Source organism: Microcella sp., from assembly GCF_046293215.1.
GTDB lineage: Bacteria > Actinomycetota > Actinomycetes > Actinomycetales > Microbacteriaceae > Microcella.
Map to the genome: position 1 here is coordinate 1 of NZ_JBKBPI010000015.1, position 14943 is coordinate 14943.

Annotated in this window: 12 protein-coding genes; 8 read left to right on the forward strand and 4 right to left on the reverse strand. The window is 69.0% G+C overall.

Annotated elements, in window-relative coordinates; translation table 11 throughout:
• The first annotated feature begins 111 nt into the window (after window positions 1–111).
• The 6 genes from frr to ACK4SC_RS11505 all read left to right on the forward strand — a co-directional run bounded on the left by frr (window position 112) and on the right by ACK4SC_RS11505 (window position 4051).
• Window positions 112–666, forward strand: coding sequence for a ribosome recycling factor (gene frr, locus ACK4SC_RS11480; RefSeq protein ID WP_409618084.1), 555 nt, complete (start codon window positions 112–114; stop codon window positions 664–666).
• The gene (locus tag ACK4SC_RS11485) at window positions 666–1658 is read left to right on the forward strand and encodes a phosphatidate cytidylyltransferase (RefSeq protein ID WP_409618086.1); all 993 of its coding nucleotides are present in this window, start codon (window positions 666–668) and stop codon (window positions 1656–1658) included. Before frr ends, ACK4SC_RS11485 begins: the two co-directional genes overlap by 1 nt.
• Before the next feature lie 44 nt (window positions 1659–1702).
• Window positions 1703–2251, forward strand: a complete 549-nt coding sequence (locus tag ACK4SC_RS11490) for a DivIVA domain-containing protein (protein WP_409618088.1) — start codon at window positions 1703–1705, stop codon at window positions 2249–2251.
• A gap of 67 nt (window positions 2252–2318) precedes the next feature.
• Window positions 2319–2990 (forward strand): lytic transglycosylase domain-containing protein, encoded by a 672-nt coding sequence (locus ACK4SC_RS11495; RefSeq protein WP_409618090.1) that lies wholly within the window; start codon window positions 2319–2321, stop codon window positions 2988–2990.
• A gap of 9 nt (window positions 2991–2999) precedes the next feature.
• Window positions 3000–3302: a hypothetical protein gene (locus tag ACK4SC_RS11500; protein ID WP_409618091.1), complete on the forward strand. Its 303-nt coding sequence runs from the start codon at window positions 3000–3002 to the stop codon at window positions 3300–3302.
• An 8-nt stretch (window positions 3303–3310) separates the two neighbouring features.
• Window positions 3311–4051: an alpha/beta hydrolase gene (locus ACK4SC_RS11505; protein ID WP_409618093.1), complete on the forward strand. Its 741-nt coding sequence runs from the start codon at window positions 3311–3313 to the stop codon at window positions 4049–4051.
• Between the two features lie 16 nt (window positions 4052–4067).
• On the opposite strand, the gene ACK4SC_RS11510 is transcribed toward ACK4SC_RS11505, so the two are convergent.
• Window positions 4068–5129 carry an AI-2E family transporter gene (locus ACK4SC_RS11510; protein ID WP_409618095.1) on the reverse strand — a complete coding sequence of 354 codons (1062 nt, stop codon included), beginning with the start codon at window positions 5127–5129 and terminating at the stop codon, window positions 4068–4070.
• A 37-nt stretch (window positions 5130–5166) separates the two neighbouring features.
• Window positions 5167–7317, reverse strand: coding sequence for a DivIVA domain-containing protein (locus ACK4SC_RS11515; protein ID WP_409618097.1), 2151 nt, complete (start codon window positions 7315–7317; stop codon window positions 5167–5169).
• A gap of 283 nt (window positions 7318–7600) precedes the next feature.
• Between ACK4SC_RS11515 and ACK4SC_RS11520 the strand changes: the two genes are divergently transcribed.
• Both ACK4SC_RS11520 and ACK4SC_RS11525 read left to right on the forward strand, forming a co-directional pair.
• Window positions 7601–9475, forward strand: a complete 1875-nt coding sequence (locus ACK4SC_RS11520; RefSeq protein ID WP_409618099.1) for a hypothetical protein — start codon at window positions 7601–7603, stop codon at window positions 9473–9475.
• Window positions 9472–10470, forward strand: a complete 999-nt coding sequence (locus ACK4SC_RS11525; RefSeq protein ID WP_409618100.1) for a tetratricopeptide repeat protein — start codon at window positions 9472–9474, stop codon at window positions 10468–10470. Before ACK4SC_RS11520 ends, ACK4SC_RS11525 begins: the two co-directional genes overlap by 4 nt.
• Window positions 10471–10492: 22 nt before the next feature.
• On the opposite strand, the gene glgB is transcribed toward ACK4SC_RS11525, so the two are convergent.
• Both glgB and ACK4SC_RS11535 read right to left on the reverse strand, forming a co-directional pair.
• Window positions 10493–12679, reverse strand: a complete 2187-nt coding sequence (glgB, locus tag ACK4SC_RS11530) for a 1,4-alpha-glucan branching protein GlgB (protein ID WP_409618102.1) — start codon at window positions 12677–12679, stop codon at window positions 10493–10495.
• Window positions 12679–14697 carry an alpha-1,4-glucan--maltose-1-phosphate maltosyltransferase gene (locus ACK4SC_RS11535; protein WP_409618104.1) on the reverse strand — a complete coding sequence of 673 codons (2019 nt, stop codon included), beginning with the start codon at window positions 14695–14697 and terminating at the stop codon, window positions 12679–12681. Before ACK4SC_RS11535 ends, glgB begins: the two co-directional genes overlap by 1 nt.
• Between the last annotated feature and the right edge of the window lie 246 nt (window positions 14698–14943).

Sequence of the window (14943 nt, forward strand, 5' to 3'; positions counted from 1 at the left end):
CAACCATCGCACCGGGCAGCCGATCCTCCGGTCACTGACAGCGTACGACCACTGAACCCTTGGAATCAATCATCTAGACTCGGTGGCGACCTGAACCAAGGAGTGGTGCGCGTGATCGCGGATGTACTGGCGGAAGCCGCCGAGAAGATGACCAAGGCCGTCGACGTGGCGAAGGAGGACTTCGCCACCGTGCGCACGGGCCGCGCCAACCCCCAGCTGTTCCAGAAAATTCTGGTCGAGTACTACGGCACCCCGACGCCGCTGGCGCAGCTGGCCAGCCTGCAGAACCCCGAGGCTCGCGTGCTCATCATCACGCCGTACGACAAGAGCGCACTCAAAGACATCGAGAAGGCGATCGTGGCCTTCCCGAACCTGGGGGCCACGCCGAACAACGACGGCGAGATCATCCGCGTGACGATGCCTGAGCTCACGGAAGACCGCCGCAAAGAGTACGTGAAGATCGTCAAGGGCAAGGCCGAAGACTGCAAGGTCTCGATCCGCAACATTCGCCGCAAGGCCAAAGACGACCTCGATGCCCTGAAGAGCGAGGTCGGTGACGACGAGGTCGCGCGCGCGGAAAAAGAGCTTGAGGCGATCACGAAGAAGCACGTTGAGGCGGCCGACGAGGCGCTGAAGAAGAAGGAAGCCGAGCTGCTCGAGGTCTGATGGCCGACGGCACGAACGACGAGGCGTCGACGGCGACGGATCGCATCCGGCGCAAGGCGCGAACAGCCCGCGACGAGGTCGAGGGCCGCATCCACGAGGTCGAGGAACGCATCCACGACATCGAGGCTCGTGCGCGTGAAATGGATGCACGCATCGAGAAGCGGGTCGGCCGTAACCTCCCCAAGGCGCTCTTTTTCGGCCTGGTGCTCGGGCTGTCGCTGCTGTTCAGCCTGATCTTCGTCACCGAGCTGTTCATGCTCTTCGGGGCAGCGCTCGTGGTGTTCACCGCCTACGAACTGGCGAGCGCGTTGCGGTTCGCGGGGCGCGATGTCCCGCGCATCCCCCTCGTTGTCGCGTCGCTCGGCGTCATCGCGCCGGCGTACTACTTCGGGGCAGCGGGGCTCTGGGTGGCGTTTCTTGCCGGTGCGCTACTCGTCACCGTGTGGCGCCTCGCCGAGCAGCTCCGCCCGTCGCTGCGCCATGATCCCGCGGTGTCGTTGCGCACCGACCTCGCGGCCGGAGTCTTCGTGCTCGCCTACGTCGCGCTGCTTGGAGGGTTCGCTGTCGTCATGACCGCCGCGCCGGGCGGCGAGTGGTGGACTCTGGCGTATCTGATCATCGTGATCTGCATCGACGTGGGGGCCTACGCAAGCGGCCTGACGTTCGGAAAGACGCCGATGGCGCCCAAGATCAGCCCCAAGAAGACCTGGGAAGGGTTCGCCGGGGCGGCGACGGTGGCCATGCTCGCCGGCGTGCTTCTGGCGATCTTCATGCTTGGGGAGTCGTGGTGGGTCGGAGTGATCCTTGCCGGTGCCATGATCGTGACGGCAACGGTGGGTGACCTGACCGAGTCCTTGGTGAAGCGCGACCTCGGCATCAAGGACATTTCGACCTGGCTGCCGGGGCACGGTGGATTCCTCGATCGACTCGACTCGATCCTGCCGTCGACGGTCGCGGCTTATCTGGTCTTTCTCGCTTTTGGTGGCGCATGAGTGACGCGGTCGGACCGCGCCGTCGGGCGCGGCAGAATGAAGGCGTGACCACCCCTTTTCCGCTCGCCCAGCGCGGTGAGCCGGCCTACGACATCGAGCATGTCGACGCGTTCCTCGCCGAGGCCCGAGCGGCGTACTCCGAGCCGACGTCTACCGCGGTGACGAGCGATACCATTCGCGGGGCGGCCTTCCGGGTCGTGCGCCGTGGCGGTTATGCGGCGTCGCGCGTTGACCAGGCTCTTGAGCGGCTCGAAGAAGCGTTCGCGGCCCGCGAGCGCGAACAAGCCATCGCCGCCCAGGGCGAGGCGGCCTACTACGCCGAGGTGCGCGCGGCGGCGCAAGAGATCGTCGACCGTCTCGCGCGGCCGGAGGGGCAGCGCTTTCGCCGCGTCGGCCCCCTGACGCGTGGGTACCGGCCGAGCGATGTCGACGCCCTCTGCGACCGGCTGTCAGGATACTTTCAGCGAGGCGAATCCGTGCCGGTGCACACGGTGCGCACGATCGCCTTTCGGCCCCGATTTGGCGGGTATGACGAGCGTCAGGTCGACCTCGTGCTCGACACGGTCATCCGCGTCATGCTGGCTGTGCGCTGACCCCCGCCTGTCACAGAGGGGGGGCGTGGGTTAGACTCTTGCTCTCGTGGGTAGACATTCAGCGACAGTGACGCGCTCGTCCGCGTCCTCCTGGGCGGGTTCGAGCGGCCTTCGCCGTACCCGGCGCGCTGACGTCGCTGTGCGAGCCGCCGCACCGGAACGCCACGTTCGTCGGGGCTGGACCCTGCCGGTGTTCTCGTTCCTCGCGACGGTGTCGTTCGTCATGGTGTCCGTCATTGACCCCACCTCGGGCGCGGCAGCCGACGTCGAGACCTACGCTCCGGCAGAGCGGGCGCCCGTCCAGCAGTTCGCCGTTGACGGCGACGTTGAGCACGGTGTCGAAACCGCCTCCTACGAGATCATTGAGCCCGAACCCGAGCCGGCGCCGGCCCCTGCCGCCGCGAGCGGATTCGCTCCGCCAGCAGGAAACCCCGACCCGGGCACGGCCCAGGCGATCGCCGCTGACATGGTTGCTGCACGCGGCTGGGGCTCCGGTGAGTTTGACTGCCTCGTCGCCCTCTGGAACAAGGAATCCGGGTGGAACGTCTACGCCATGAACCCGTATTCGGGCGCGTACGGCATCCCGCAGTCGTTGCCCGGAAACAAGATGGCGGCCGCCGGCGCTGACTGGCAGACCAATCCGGCGACGCAGATCACGTGGGGTCTGAACTACATCCAGGGCCGCTACGGCAGCCCGTGCGGTGCCTGGGCTCACAGCCAGCAGGTCGGCTGGTACTAGGCGACCGCCGTGCCGCGCAGCAACCGGTCACGGCGACGGCGCGGAGCCTCTGACGAGCCCGAGCCGCTCGACCTCGCACGCATCACTGCCGGGCTGAAGCGCACGGAGCACAAGCGCTCCGGTACGTGGATGGTGCAGCCCTCCGGTGCAGCGTCGGCCGAAAAGGTGTACTCCTGCCCCGGATGTGCGGGCACGATCGCGGCCGGTGTCGCCCACGTTGTGGTGTGGCGAACCGATCACTTCCTTGGCGACGACGCGGCGCTGTCCGAGCGCCGACACTGGCATACGCGCTGCTGGCGCATTGAACCGTGAAAGGGCCCATGAACGACGATTCGATGGCGACCGGGAGCGACGAGATCCGGGGGAGCACGGTGCTGCCTGCCCGGCGTGACGACATTGAGCTGACAACCGCTGATGGCCTGACGCTGGTCGGTGAGCTGAGCCTTCCCGAGCACGGCGACCCCGTCGCGACCCTCATCTGCCTTCACCCGCTTCCCACGGCGGGAGGCTTCATGGACTCCCACATCATCCGAAAGGCGGCCGCGCGGCTGCCCGCGCTCGCCGACATCGCCGTCCTGCGATTCAACTTCCGCGGGGTGACGTCGCCGCGCGGCACATCGCAGGGCGAGTTCGGCCACGGCGACGCTGAACGGCACGATCTCGCGGCGGCTGTGGCGTTCGCCGCTGCGCGGTCGCTTCCCAACCCCTGGCTGCTGGGCTGGTCGTTTGGCACCGAGGTTGCCCTGAAGCACGGCCTCGCGCACGACATCGTCGGTGCGATTCTGCTGTCGCCGCCTCTTCACCGAACGAGCGACGACGAGGTCGCGGCCTGGGCCGGCAGTGGCAAGCGTCTTGTCGCCGTGGTGCCCGAGCTCGATGACTATCTGCGTCCCGCCGAGGCGCGTGAGCGGTTCTCCTCAGTCCCCGAGCTCGACTTTGTGGCCGTTGAGGGCGGAAAACACCTGTGGGTCGGCGAGCACCAGACGTATCGGGTGCTTAGCGAGATCGTCGCGCGGCTGCATCCCGCTGTGCTTCCCCTGCCGACGCGCTGGCCGGCATAACGTCGCGGCGAGGCCCCTACGCGGCGTCCTGTCGCGGCACGATCACCTGGTCGATGATGATGAGCACCGATGCGGCGACCGGAATGGCGATGAGGGCGCCGAGGACACCCAGCAGCGTGCCTCCGGACAGTGCCGCGATGACAACGACAACGCCCGGTACCCGCACCGCGCGACGCATGATGTTCGGTGCCAGCAGGTACGCCTCCACCTGCATGTAGATGAGGTAGTAGATCGCGGCGACGATCACGGTCGACAGCGAATCGGGGTTCACCAGCCACTGGGTGAGGACGATGATCGTTGACCCGGTGATCGTGCCGACGAGGGGAACGAGCGAGAACAAGAACGCGACGAACGCGAACAGCGCCGGGTACTGCGCCCCGATGATCGTGAGGAAGGCGAAGCTCAGCAGGCCGTTGCAAAGCGCGAGCGTGACCTGGCCGACGACGTAGCGCCCGACCGCCATCGACACCTGCTCGGCGATCCGGATGAAGCCCTCGCGCTTCGAGGCGGGCACGAGGCGGTACAGAGCCGCCTTGATCGAGTTGAGCGACGATGCGAAGAACAGGGTCAGAATCAGGATGATCAGCCCACCGAAGAGGCCGGCCGCGATCCCGATTCCCACCGACAGCACCCCGCCGCCGATCTCCGCCAGGTTTGCCGGGTCGCTGAGGAAGCCGAGCGCGGACTCGGCGGACTGCCGCACGTTGAGGATCTCGACGGGGATGAAGCTTTGCGCGTTGTCGAAGAACTCGTCGAGACTCTCGATCGATTGCAGGTAGCGGGTGATCTGCGTGATCAGACGGTCGGTCTGTTCGACGATGACGGGCACGAGGGCGAACACCAGGCCGGTGAACAACGCCACAACGCCCGTCAACACGGTCACGATCGCTGACCAGCGTGGCCATCCACGCTTCTCGAGCCACGTGATCAGCGGGTCAAGCCCGAGCGCGAGGAAGATGGCGGCGCCGATGTAGGTGAGGATCGTGGCGAGCGACACGAAGGCGCCGCCGATAAACAGGGCGACGAGCACCCCGAGCCCACCCATCAGGCCAACGCGAAACGCGCTGTGGATCTTCACCGGCTACCTCGCACCTTCGTCGGGGGCGCCGGGTGCGCTAGTCCGTCCCGGCGAGCTTCTCTGCCTGCGACAGTACCCCGCGCATGCCCTCGAAGTAGCCCGCCACGGCGTCGCGCTCGACGCGGATGCGCGCCAGTCGCTCTTCCGCGTCGGCGACGAGCTCGGCGGTGCGCTTCTCGGCATCGGCGATCATGGCCGCGGCGCGACGCTCGGCGTTCTCGAGCACCTCACGGGCGGTGGCATCCGCGCTGGTGCGGCGCTCTTCCGCGTCACGCGCCGCGTTCGCGTCGAGTTCGGCCGCGACGCGTCGCGCCTCGGCAGCGCGAGCTTGCGCCGCGGTGAGTTCGGCGGTCGCCTCGTCGAGGTACTTCTTGGTCTGGGCGACGGCCTCCTGCTGGCGCGACAGATACTCCTTCTCAGCCTCGTCACGCCGCGCCGAGAGCTCGACGTCCAGGTCGACGCGAGCCTGCTCGGCCTCGCGCGCAAGACGCGCCGACTGCTCGTCGGCCTCGTGCGTGAGCTGGGCCCGCAGCTTGGCCAGTTGATCGGTCAGGGAGATGCGCTCGGATTCGAGTGCGTGCAGGCTCTGCGCGCGGTCTGCCTCGAGCGCACGCTCGGCCTCGACCCGGGCGGCGGAGATCTCGCGGTCGAGGGCCTCGCGTGCCGTTGTCTGCTCGTCGGCGAGCCGCGCGCGGGCAGCCTCGATATCGGCCTCGAGCTGGCCGCGCGTCGCGGTGACATAGCGATCGGTTTCCGACCGCCGCTCGCTCACCTCGCGGTCGAGCTCGGCGCGTGCGCTCGTCAGTTCGCGCTCCAGATCGGCGCGGGTTGCCGCGACGTCGCGTTCGAGGTCGGCGCGCGTCGCTGCCACGTGCTGCTCGAGCGCGGTGCGCCGCTCGCTCTGCTCGCGCTCGAAGGCGTCGCGGGCCTCCGTCAACTCGCGTTCCAGATCGGTGCGGGCCGCCGCGAGTTCCTGGTCGAGGTCGGCGCGGGCCCGCGCCAACTCCTGGTCGAGGGCTGCGCGCGCGTCGGCGATTTCGCGCTCGAGCCCGGCGCGCGCCTCGGCCAGCTCGGTCGCGAGCGCGCCGCGCGCCTCAGCGAGTTCGCGCTCGAGCCGTGCTCGAGCCTCGCTCTGCTCGCGCTCCAGGTCAGAGCGTGTCTCGGCGACCTGCCGGTCGAGGTCGGCGCGCGTGGTCGAGGTCTCTGCGGCCAACTCGGCGCGGGTGCGCTCGACCTCCTGCGCGAGCTCGGCGCGGGCGGCGGCCAGTTCCTGGTCGAGGCGCGCACGAGCATCCGCGAGTTCGGTGTCGAGGGCGGAGCGTGACCGCGTCTCGAGCGCGTCGACGGCGGCGCGGCGTCGCTGCTCTTCCGCCTCCCACGACGCACGCCGCTCGTCGAGTTCGGCGAGCACGCGCTCGCGCTCGCCGACGACCTCCGACTCGTACGCCGCACGCTGCGCGGCGAGGTCGGCGGTCAGCTGCTCGCGCTGTGCGGTCGACTCGCTCTCAAACTCGGCGCGTCGACGGTCGGTTTCCCGCGCGAGCGCCGCGGCGGCCTCGCGTGCCTCAGCCGCCTCGCGGTCAGCCACAACGCGCAGCTCGGCGATCTCGCGCTCCGCCTCCGCGCGCAGGGCGGCCGCCTCGCGCTTGGCTGTGGTGCGGGTTTCGGCCGCCTCGGTTGCGACGGCGCCACGGATGGCGGCTGCCTCGCGCTCCGCTTCGGCGCGCAGCGTCGCGGCGTCGGATTCGGCCTGCTCTCTGGCGGCCTGAGCGTCGCGGGTGGCGGCGTCGACCGTCTCCTGAGCGCGACGCGTGCCGTCGGCGATGATCTTCTCGACGCGCGCCGCGGTCTCCTCCTGCAGCCGCTCGGCGTCTGCCCGAGCCTCGGCGCGAACGCGCTCGGCGTCAATGTCGGCCTGGCTGATGAGCCGGGTCGACTGCTCTTCGGCGACGCGCAGCGTCTGCTCGAGTTTCGACCCCAGACCGGCGTACGTGGGCCGGCCGACCTCGTCGAGTTCTTCCTGCAGGTCTTCGATGACCGCCTGGAGGCGCTTCAGCTCCTTCGCCGACTCCGCGCGCTCCGTGTTCGACTGGATCAGCTCGCGCCGCAGCTCCTGCAGGGCGCGGTCGACGTCCTCCCGCTTGTATCCGCGCATTTCGGTGGCGAAGGTCGCATCATTTGCTGCCACGTGTGGTCGTCTCCCCGGGTCGGCCGCTCAACCCTCTGAGTGTAACGATCCGTGCGCCCGCGATTGCTCCCGCGGATGCCCGGGAGTGGATCGTTCAGAGCCTGCCGATGAAGCATCCGCTATTCTGGGATGTCTTTGTTCTGCTGACCCGCCCCGACCTCCGGGGCGACCGCCCGATGACGCGCACCGCCGGTACCCCACAATTTCGCGGTCCCGCCGCAGTGTTCACGGCCTCGGGCTGCGCAGCACTCTGCGCGCCGGGTCGGCCGGAAAGGAGAAGCCCGTGCGATTCTTCGTCGCCATCGTGCTGTTCGTTGTCGCTCTCGCAAGCGGGGGCCTCGGCCTCGCTCAGCGCACCGTTCTGGCGCCGCCCGACGCGGTCACGTCCGACCTGCAGCTGTCGTCGACGGCTCCCGTGACCGTCATCGACGGTGCCGCGCTCAACGCTTACGAGGGAAGCCAGACGATCACGATCACCGGCGGGGTCGAGGCGCCGGAGACCACTGCTGCTCCCGCCGAGCCGGGCGACGCTGCCGAGGGCGACGCTGCCGAGGGCGACGCTTCCGAGGGCGACACCGCGGAGGGCGATGCCGCCGATGTCGTCACGCAGACCGACGCGGTCGCGGTGACCTACGGCCGCACCGTCGACGTCATCGGCTGGGTGGGCGAGGCCGCGTACACACTGATCACGCTCGATGCAGAGACGGGCGAACTGGTGGCGCAGGCCGTGCGCGGCAGCGAGAACCAGGTGCCGAGCCCACTCGGCAGTGACCTGTGGTTTGGCGAGTTCGAGGGCGATGGTGACCTCGGCATCACGCTGAACGTCCCCGCAGACGTGTCTCTTCTCGTCGTGTCGGACGGCACCCTCCCCGCACCGCAGTCGTACACGGTGACGTGGCCCCTGGACGCATCGACCCCCTACTCGGGCTGGTTGATCCTGGGGGGTATTGCCTTCATGGTGCTGGGGTTCGGAGCGCTGCTGTGGGCCCTGTTCCACTGGCGACGCCAGCGCGGGCCGCGCCGCAAGACGCCGCGCATGCCGAAGGCGCCGCGCCCGTCGCGCTATCGTCCGACGCGCCCGCGCGCCGCAATCGCCCGCCCCAAGGGCCGACGCGCCATCGGCCGCAGCATGGTGGTTCCGGCGCTCGCGATCAGCAGCGCCCTGACACTCGGCGCGTGCACGGCCGACGGCGTCATGACGATCGGCCCGAGCCCCACGCCATCGGCCAGTGAGGTCGTCGACGAGCCGGTCACACCGCCGATCGCTGTCAACGAGCGGCAGCTCGAGCGCATCGTCGCCCGCATCGGCGATCGCATCGCGCAGGCGGACGCTGATCTCGACGCCGAGCTCGCCGCGACGCGCATGGCTGGCCCCGCACTCGAACTGCGGCAGGCCAGCTACGCCATTCGCGCAGAAGACTCCGACCTCGGCGCGCTTCCCGCCATCCCCGTCGGCAATGTCGAGGTCGCGCTCCCGCAGCAAACCGACATCTGGCCGCGCACGGTCTTCGCGGTCGTGGAGGACGCCGACGACGAGACGCTGCCGCCGCTGGCCATGATCCTCATCCAGGACGACCCGCGCAGCCAGTACAAGGTGCACTACGCGGTCACGGTCGTGCCGGGCAATCCGTTCCCCGACAGCCCGCCGGCGAGCATCGGCACGGCGCGCCTGCCGGCCGACACGACGCTCATGTCGGTCATTCCTCAAGAGATCGCTCCGGCCTACGCGGAACTGCTGCTGGAGGGAGCCGAGGCGGAGGGTGCCGCGCTCTTTGACCTCGACAGCGATGTGCTGATCGAGCAGATCGGCGCCGGGGCAAAGGCCGAGCGGGCCGACTCGCTGCCCGAGACGGCCGAGATCGCCTTCTCGAACGCTCTGGGCGAGGGCGAGACGATCGTGCTCGCGACCGCCGACACGGGCGGGCTCGTCACCGCCTACATCATCGAGACCGAGACGGTCACACCGATCCAGGACGGCGCCGCCGTGAATGCCAGCGGCGCCGTGCAGGCGCTCTCCGGCGTCGAACAGAGCACGGACGGAATCGTCGCCCGCTACGGCGTGCAGCTGCTGTTCTACGTGCCGCCGCTCGGGAGCGACGCCCCCGTGCTCTTGCTCGGCTACACCCAGGGACTCATCTCGGCTTCGGAGGTATCGTGACCGACGCATCGTTGAACCCGGCCAGCCTGCGCGGCGCGGTCGACCTGTCGTCGCTCGTGCGCCAGGCGCAGCAGCACCCGGCGTCGCGCCCCGCCGCGCCCGCCCCGCACGGCGCTGCCGCCACCGGCTCGGCGGGCCAGGGCGCCCCGGGGGGCGCCTCCGTCGACGGCGGTGCCCCCGCGGTGTCGGCCCCCGGCGGGTCCCAGGCCGACGACCAGAGTTTCGGCCACGCGGTCGAGCTGTCGCGGTCGGTTCCCGTCATCGTCGAGTTCTACGGCGGCGGCATGGAGCCCTTCCTTCCCCCCATCGTCGAGAGCTACGGCGGACGCCTCGCCCTGATCACGGTCGACGGCAACCGTTCGCCGCAGGTTGCCCAGGCCTTTCAGATCACGCAGGTGCCGGCGGTTGTCGCCCTCATCGGGGGCCGCCCCGTGCCGCTCTTTGTGGGCATGGCGGCCGACGACGAGGTGCGCGGAGTGCTCGACCAGGTTCTCGAGCTGGCCGTCCAGAACGGCGTCACAGGCACCGTGGGCGGCGCCGCCAGCCCCGACGCTGCGCAGGCCGAGCCCGCCGAACAGCCCCTGCCCCCGCTGCACCAGGAGGCGTACGACGCCGTCTCGCGCGGCGACCTGGATGCGGCGATCACCGCGTTCGAAACCGCCATCGCTCACAATCCCCGCGACGACGACGCCGTCGCCGGGCTCGCGCAGGTGTCCCTGCTGAAGCGACTGGCGGGTGCGGATGCGGCGACGATTCGTCGCACGGCTGCCGAGCATCCCGGTGATGTGGATGCGCAGCTGGCGATCGCCGACCTGGATGTCAGTGGCGGCCACGTGGAAGACGCGTTCGCGCGCTTGTTGACCGTCTTTCCCCGGCTCGATGCTGACGGCAAGGCGGCTGTGCGCACCCGCATGCTCGACTTCTTCCAGCTGGTCGGCGCCGATGATCCGCGCGTCGTCGCAGCGCGGCGCGAGCTGACCAACCTGCTCTACTAGGCGGTCAACCGCGCCGCGCGCGTTACTCGGGCTGCAACCAGAGCCCGGCGAGCGGCGGCAGGGTCAACTCGACCGACGCCGAGTGGCCGCCCCACGGAGTGTCGTCGCCCTCGACCGCGCCGAGGTTGCCGACGCCGGAGCCGCCGTAGTCGGTCGCATCGGTGTTGACGACCTCGCGCCAGCGCCCCGCGTGGGGGAGGGGCAAGCGGTAGGGGCCGACCGGGTTGCCGCTGAAGTTGAAGGCGCACACGGTCGGCGCGCCGTCGTCGCCGCGGCGCAGGAACGCGATCACGTTGTTGCCCGCATCGCCGCCCTCCAGCCACTCGAAGCCGTCCGGCGTGTTGTCGCGTTGCCACAGCGACGGCGAGTCGCGGTAGACACGGTTGAGCTGACGCACCAGCGTCAGCAGCCCCTGGTGCACGGGCTGGTCGAGAATCCACCAGTCGAGGCCGCGCTCTTCGCTCCACTCGCTGGGCTGGCCGAACTCCTGGCCCATGAACAGCAGCTGCTTGCCGGGGTGCGCCCACATAAACGACAGGTAGGCCCGCACGTTGGCGAGCTTCTGCCACTGGTCGCCGGGCATCTTGTGCAGCAGCGAGCCCTTGCCGTGCACGACCTCGTCGTGACTGATCGGCAGCATGAAGTTCTCGCTGAACGCGTACAGGAAGCTGAAGGTGATCTCGCCGTGGTGGTGCGAGCGCCACATGGGGTTGCGCTGGAAGTACGACAGCGTGTCGTGCATCCAGCCCATGTTCCACTTCATGCCGAAGCCGAGACCGCCCGCATCGGTGGGGCGGCTCACCCCGGGGTACGACGTCGACTCTTCGGCGATCATGACGATGCCCGGCTGCCGCTTGTAGGCAGTCGCGGTCGCCTCCTGGAGGAACGCGATGGCCTCGAGGTTCTCGCGCCCGCCGTGCTGGTTCGGCAGCCACTGGCCTTCGGCGCGCGAGTAATCGAGATACAGCATGCTGGCCACGGCGTCGACACGCAGGCCGTCGATGTGGAACTCCTCGAGCCAGTACAGCGCGTTCGCCACGAGGAAGTTGCGCACCTGGCTGCGGCCGAAGTCGAAGATGTAGGTGCCCCAGTCGGGGTGTTCGCCGCGCCGCGGGTCAGGGTGCTCGTACAGCGCGACACCGTCGAAGCGCCCGAGCGCCCACTCGTCTTTCGGGAAGTGCGCGGGCACCCAGTCCATGATCACGCCGATGCCAGCCTGGTGCAGGCGGTCAATGAGGTACCGCAGGTCGTCGGGGTGCCCGAAGCGCGAGGTGGGCGCGTAGTAGCCGGTCACCTGGTAGCCCCAGCTGGGGCCGTAGGGGTGTTCGGCCAGCGGCAAGAACTCGACGTGCGTGAAACCGGTGTGCTCGAGGTACTCGATGAGCGGGTCGGCGATGTCGCGATAGCCGAGGCCAGGCTTCCACGACCCGAGGTGCAGTTCGTACACGCTCATGGGGCCGTTGTGCGGGTCGCGGGCGGCGCGCGATGCCATCCAGTCGCCGTCGTTCCACTCATACGTGCTCTCGCCGACGACGGAGGCGGTCGCGGGCGGACGCTCCGTGTACCGCGCCATGGGGTCGGCGCGCTTGACCCACTCGCCCGACGGCGTCAGCAGCTCGAACTTGTAGGTGGACCCGACGCCGAGGCCAGGCACGAACAGCTCCCACACGCCGTTGTCGTCGAGTCGCCGCATGGCGTGCAGTGCGCCGTTCCAGTCGTTGAAGTCGCCGACGACGCGGGCCGCCTGCGCGTGGGGCGCCCAGACGCTGAACCCGGTGCCCTCGACACCCTCGTGGGTCTTGCGGTGCGCACCGAGTACGTGCCAGAGCTGCTCGTGGCGCCCCTCGCCCCACAGATACAGGTCGACCTCGCCGACGCTCGGCACGAAGCGGTACGGGTCGTCGGCGTGCCAGTCGGGGCCACCGTCGTAGGTGGTGTGCACGGTGTACGCCTGACCGTCGGCGGGGCCGCCGGGCAGCAGGCCGTGCCAGAGGCCGTCGGCGTCGTGCTCCAGCGGGTGCCGGCTTCCGTCAGCACGTTCAATCGTGACGCTTGCCGCAAGAGGTCGGAGCACCCGCACGAGCCAGCCACCGTCGACAGCGTGCTGGCCCAGGGCGTCGTGCGGCTGGGGGTGGCGCGCCTCGACGAGCGCCCGCCGGTGGTCGGGGTGCAGGGTCGGGATGCGCGGAGCCGGCTTCTTGGTGGCCATCAGACGCCCTTCGGGTAGTCGATGCGGAGGATGTGCACGGGATTCTGGAATGCGTCGAGCCGCACGTAGTTGTCGGCCCCCCAGCGGTAGCGTTCCTGCGTGATGAGGTCGGTGACGTCAAAGCTCGACCCGTGGCTGAGGCCCAGCCCCGCCAGGTCGAGGTGCACGGTGGTCTCGCGCACCGAGTGCGGGTCGACGTTGGCAACGATGATGAGGCCGTCGGGGCGTCCGGTGCCGGTGAAGCGGGCATCCATCGTTTTCGAGTAAACGAGGATCGCCTCGTCGTCGCTCCAGTGGATGCGCAGGTTGCGCAGTTGGCGCAGCGCCGGATGAGCCTTCCGGATTCCGTTCAACTGCGTGATGAACGGCGCGATCGACGTGCCGTCGGTTTCGGCGGCCGCCCAGTCGCGATTCTTGTACTCGTACTTCTCGTTGTCGATGTTCTCTTCGCTGCCCGGGCGCGCGACGTTTTCGATCAGTTCGTAGCCGGCGTACATGCCCCAGGTGGGGCTCGCCGTTGCCGCGATCGCCGCGCGAATCTTGTAGGCAGGAACCCCGCCGAACTGCAGGTACTCGGTCAGGATGTCGGGCGTGTTCACGAAGAAGTTGGGCCGGAAGTGGGTGCTCGAGACCTGCGACACCTCGGTGAGGTACTCCTCGAGTTCCTGTTTCGTGTTGCGCCACGTGAAGTAGGTGTACGACTGGTGGAAGCCGACCGCGGCGAGCGACTGCATCATGGCAGGGCGGGTGAACGCCTCGGCGAGGAACACCACGTCGGGGTAGTCGCGGCGAACTTCGGCGAGCAGCCACTCCCAGAAGCTCAAGGGTTTGGTGTGCGGGTTGTCGACCCGGAAGATGCGCACGCCGAGCTCGATCCAGTAGGTGACGACGCGCAGGATCTCGCGGCTCAAGCCCTCGGGGTCGTTGTCGAAGTTCAGCGGGTAGATGTCTTGATACTTCTTGGGCGGGTTCTCGGCGTACGCGATCGACCCATCGGGCAACGTCGTGAACCATTCGGGATGCTCGGTCACCCAGGGGTGGTCGGGCGCGCACTGCAGGGCGAGGTCGAGCGCGAGCTCGAGCCCGTTCTTGTGCACGGCCTTCAGGAAGGCGCGGAAGTCGGCCTCGGTGCCGAGGTCGGGGTGGATGGCGTCGTGACCGCCGTCGGCCGAGCCGATCGCCCAGGGGCTGCCCGGGTCACCCGGGCCCGGGGTGAGCGTGTTGTTTGGGCCTTTGCGGTTGACGGTGCCGATGGGGTGGATCGGCGGCAGGTACAGCACCTCGAAGCCCATGGCGGCGACCGCGGGCAGACGCTTTTGTGCGGTGCGGAAGGTGCCAGACACCCAGGTGCCGTCCTTCTTCTGCTTCGCGCCTTCGCTGCGGGGGAAGAACTCGTACCAGGCACCCACGCCGGCCCGGGTGCGCTCCACCCGCAGCGGAATCGACTCGGACAGCGTCTCGAGGCTCATCAGGCGGTTGGCGGCGACGGCCGACACGACACGCGGGTCGCGGGCGACGGCGAGCCGCTCAGCCGGGGTCTTCGTCGTCTTCTTCATCGCGGTGCGCGCGTTCGTGAGCACGCGCTGGGCCGGGGTGCCGGAGGCCAGCTTCGCCGCGCGGGTGAGCAGCTCGACGCCCGCCATGAGCATGACTTCGCTGTCGACGCCCGCCTCGATCTTGACGGTGGCGGCGTGCAACCAGGTCGCCCAGTCGTCGGTGTACGCGCGCACCTGCCACGACCACTCGCCTTCCGTGTCAACCAGCGCCTCGGTCTCCCAGCGATCGGTTCCCGGCGCACCCATGTGCAGCGGGTGCTCGCTCACGCTGCCGTCGGGTGCGGTGAGCAGCAGGTCCGCTCCGAGAATGTCGTGGCCCTCGCGAAAGACCGTGGCCCCGAAGGGAACGACCTCGCCGACGTAGGCCTTGGCGGGCCAGCGATGCTCGGGCTGCTGCGGGCTCAGGTGTCGGATGGGCACTCGGCCGATGCGGCCGTCGAATGTCGTGTTGGTGGTCGCCACCCTTCGACCGTACCCCGCTCACGCGCGGTGGGGGAGGGTGCACAGCGTGTGCCCTGTTAGGGGGTCCGCACAACGGCGGACAAAATGTACCCCGGCAGGGGTACGCGAATTTGCGTCATTCCTGCCTCGCAGGGTCTTGGCGCGAGTACTCTCAGTGTGGAAGAACAACACAGCCGGAATACCCGAATCTGGCCGGTTGTCCAGCCATACGCGGCGACCCGAACGCGCGCGTGAAGCAGGACCGTG

What these genes read in the sequence shown, in the direction of transcription:
- ACK4SC_RS11485 (WP_409618086.1), top strand. Translation starts at nt 666, where the DNA reads ATGGCCGACGGCACGAACGACGAGGCGTCGACGGCGACGGATCGCATC.
- ACK4SC_RS11505 (WP_409618093.1), top strand. Translation starts at nt 3,311, where the DNA reads ATGAACGACGATTCGATGGCGACCGGGAGCGACGAGATCCGGGGGAGC.
- glgB (WP_409618102.1), bottom strand. Translation starts at nt 12,679, where the DNA reads ATGGCCACCAAGAAGCCGGCTCCGCGCATCCCGACCCTGCACCCCGAC.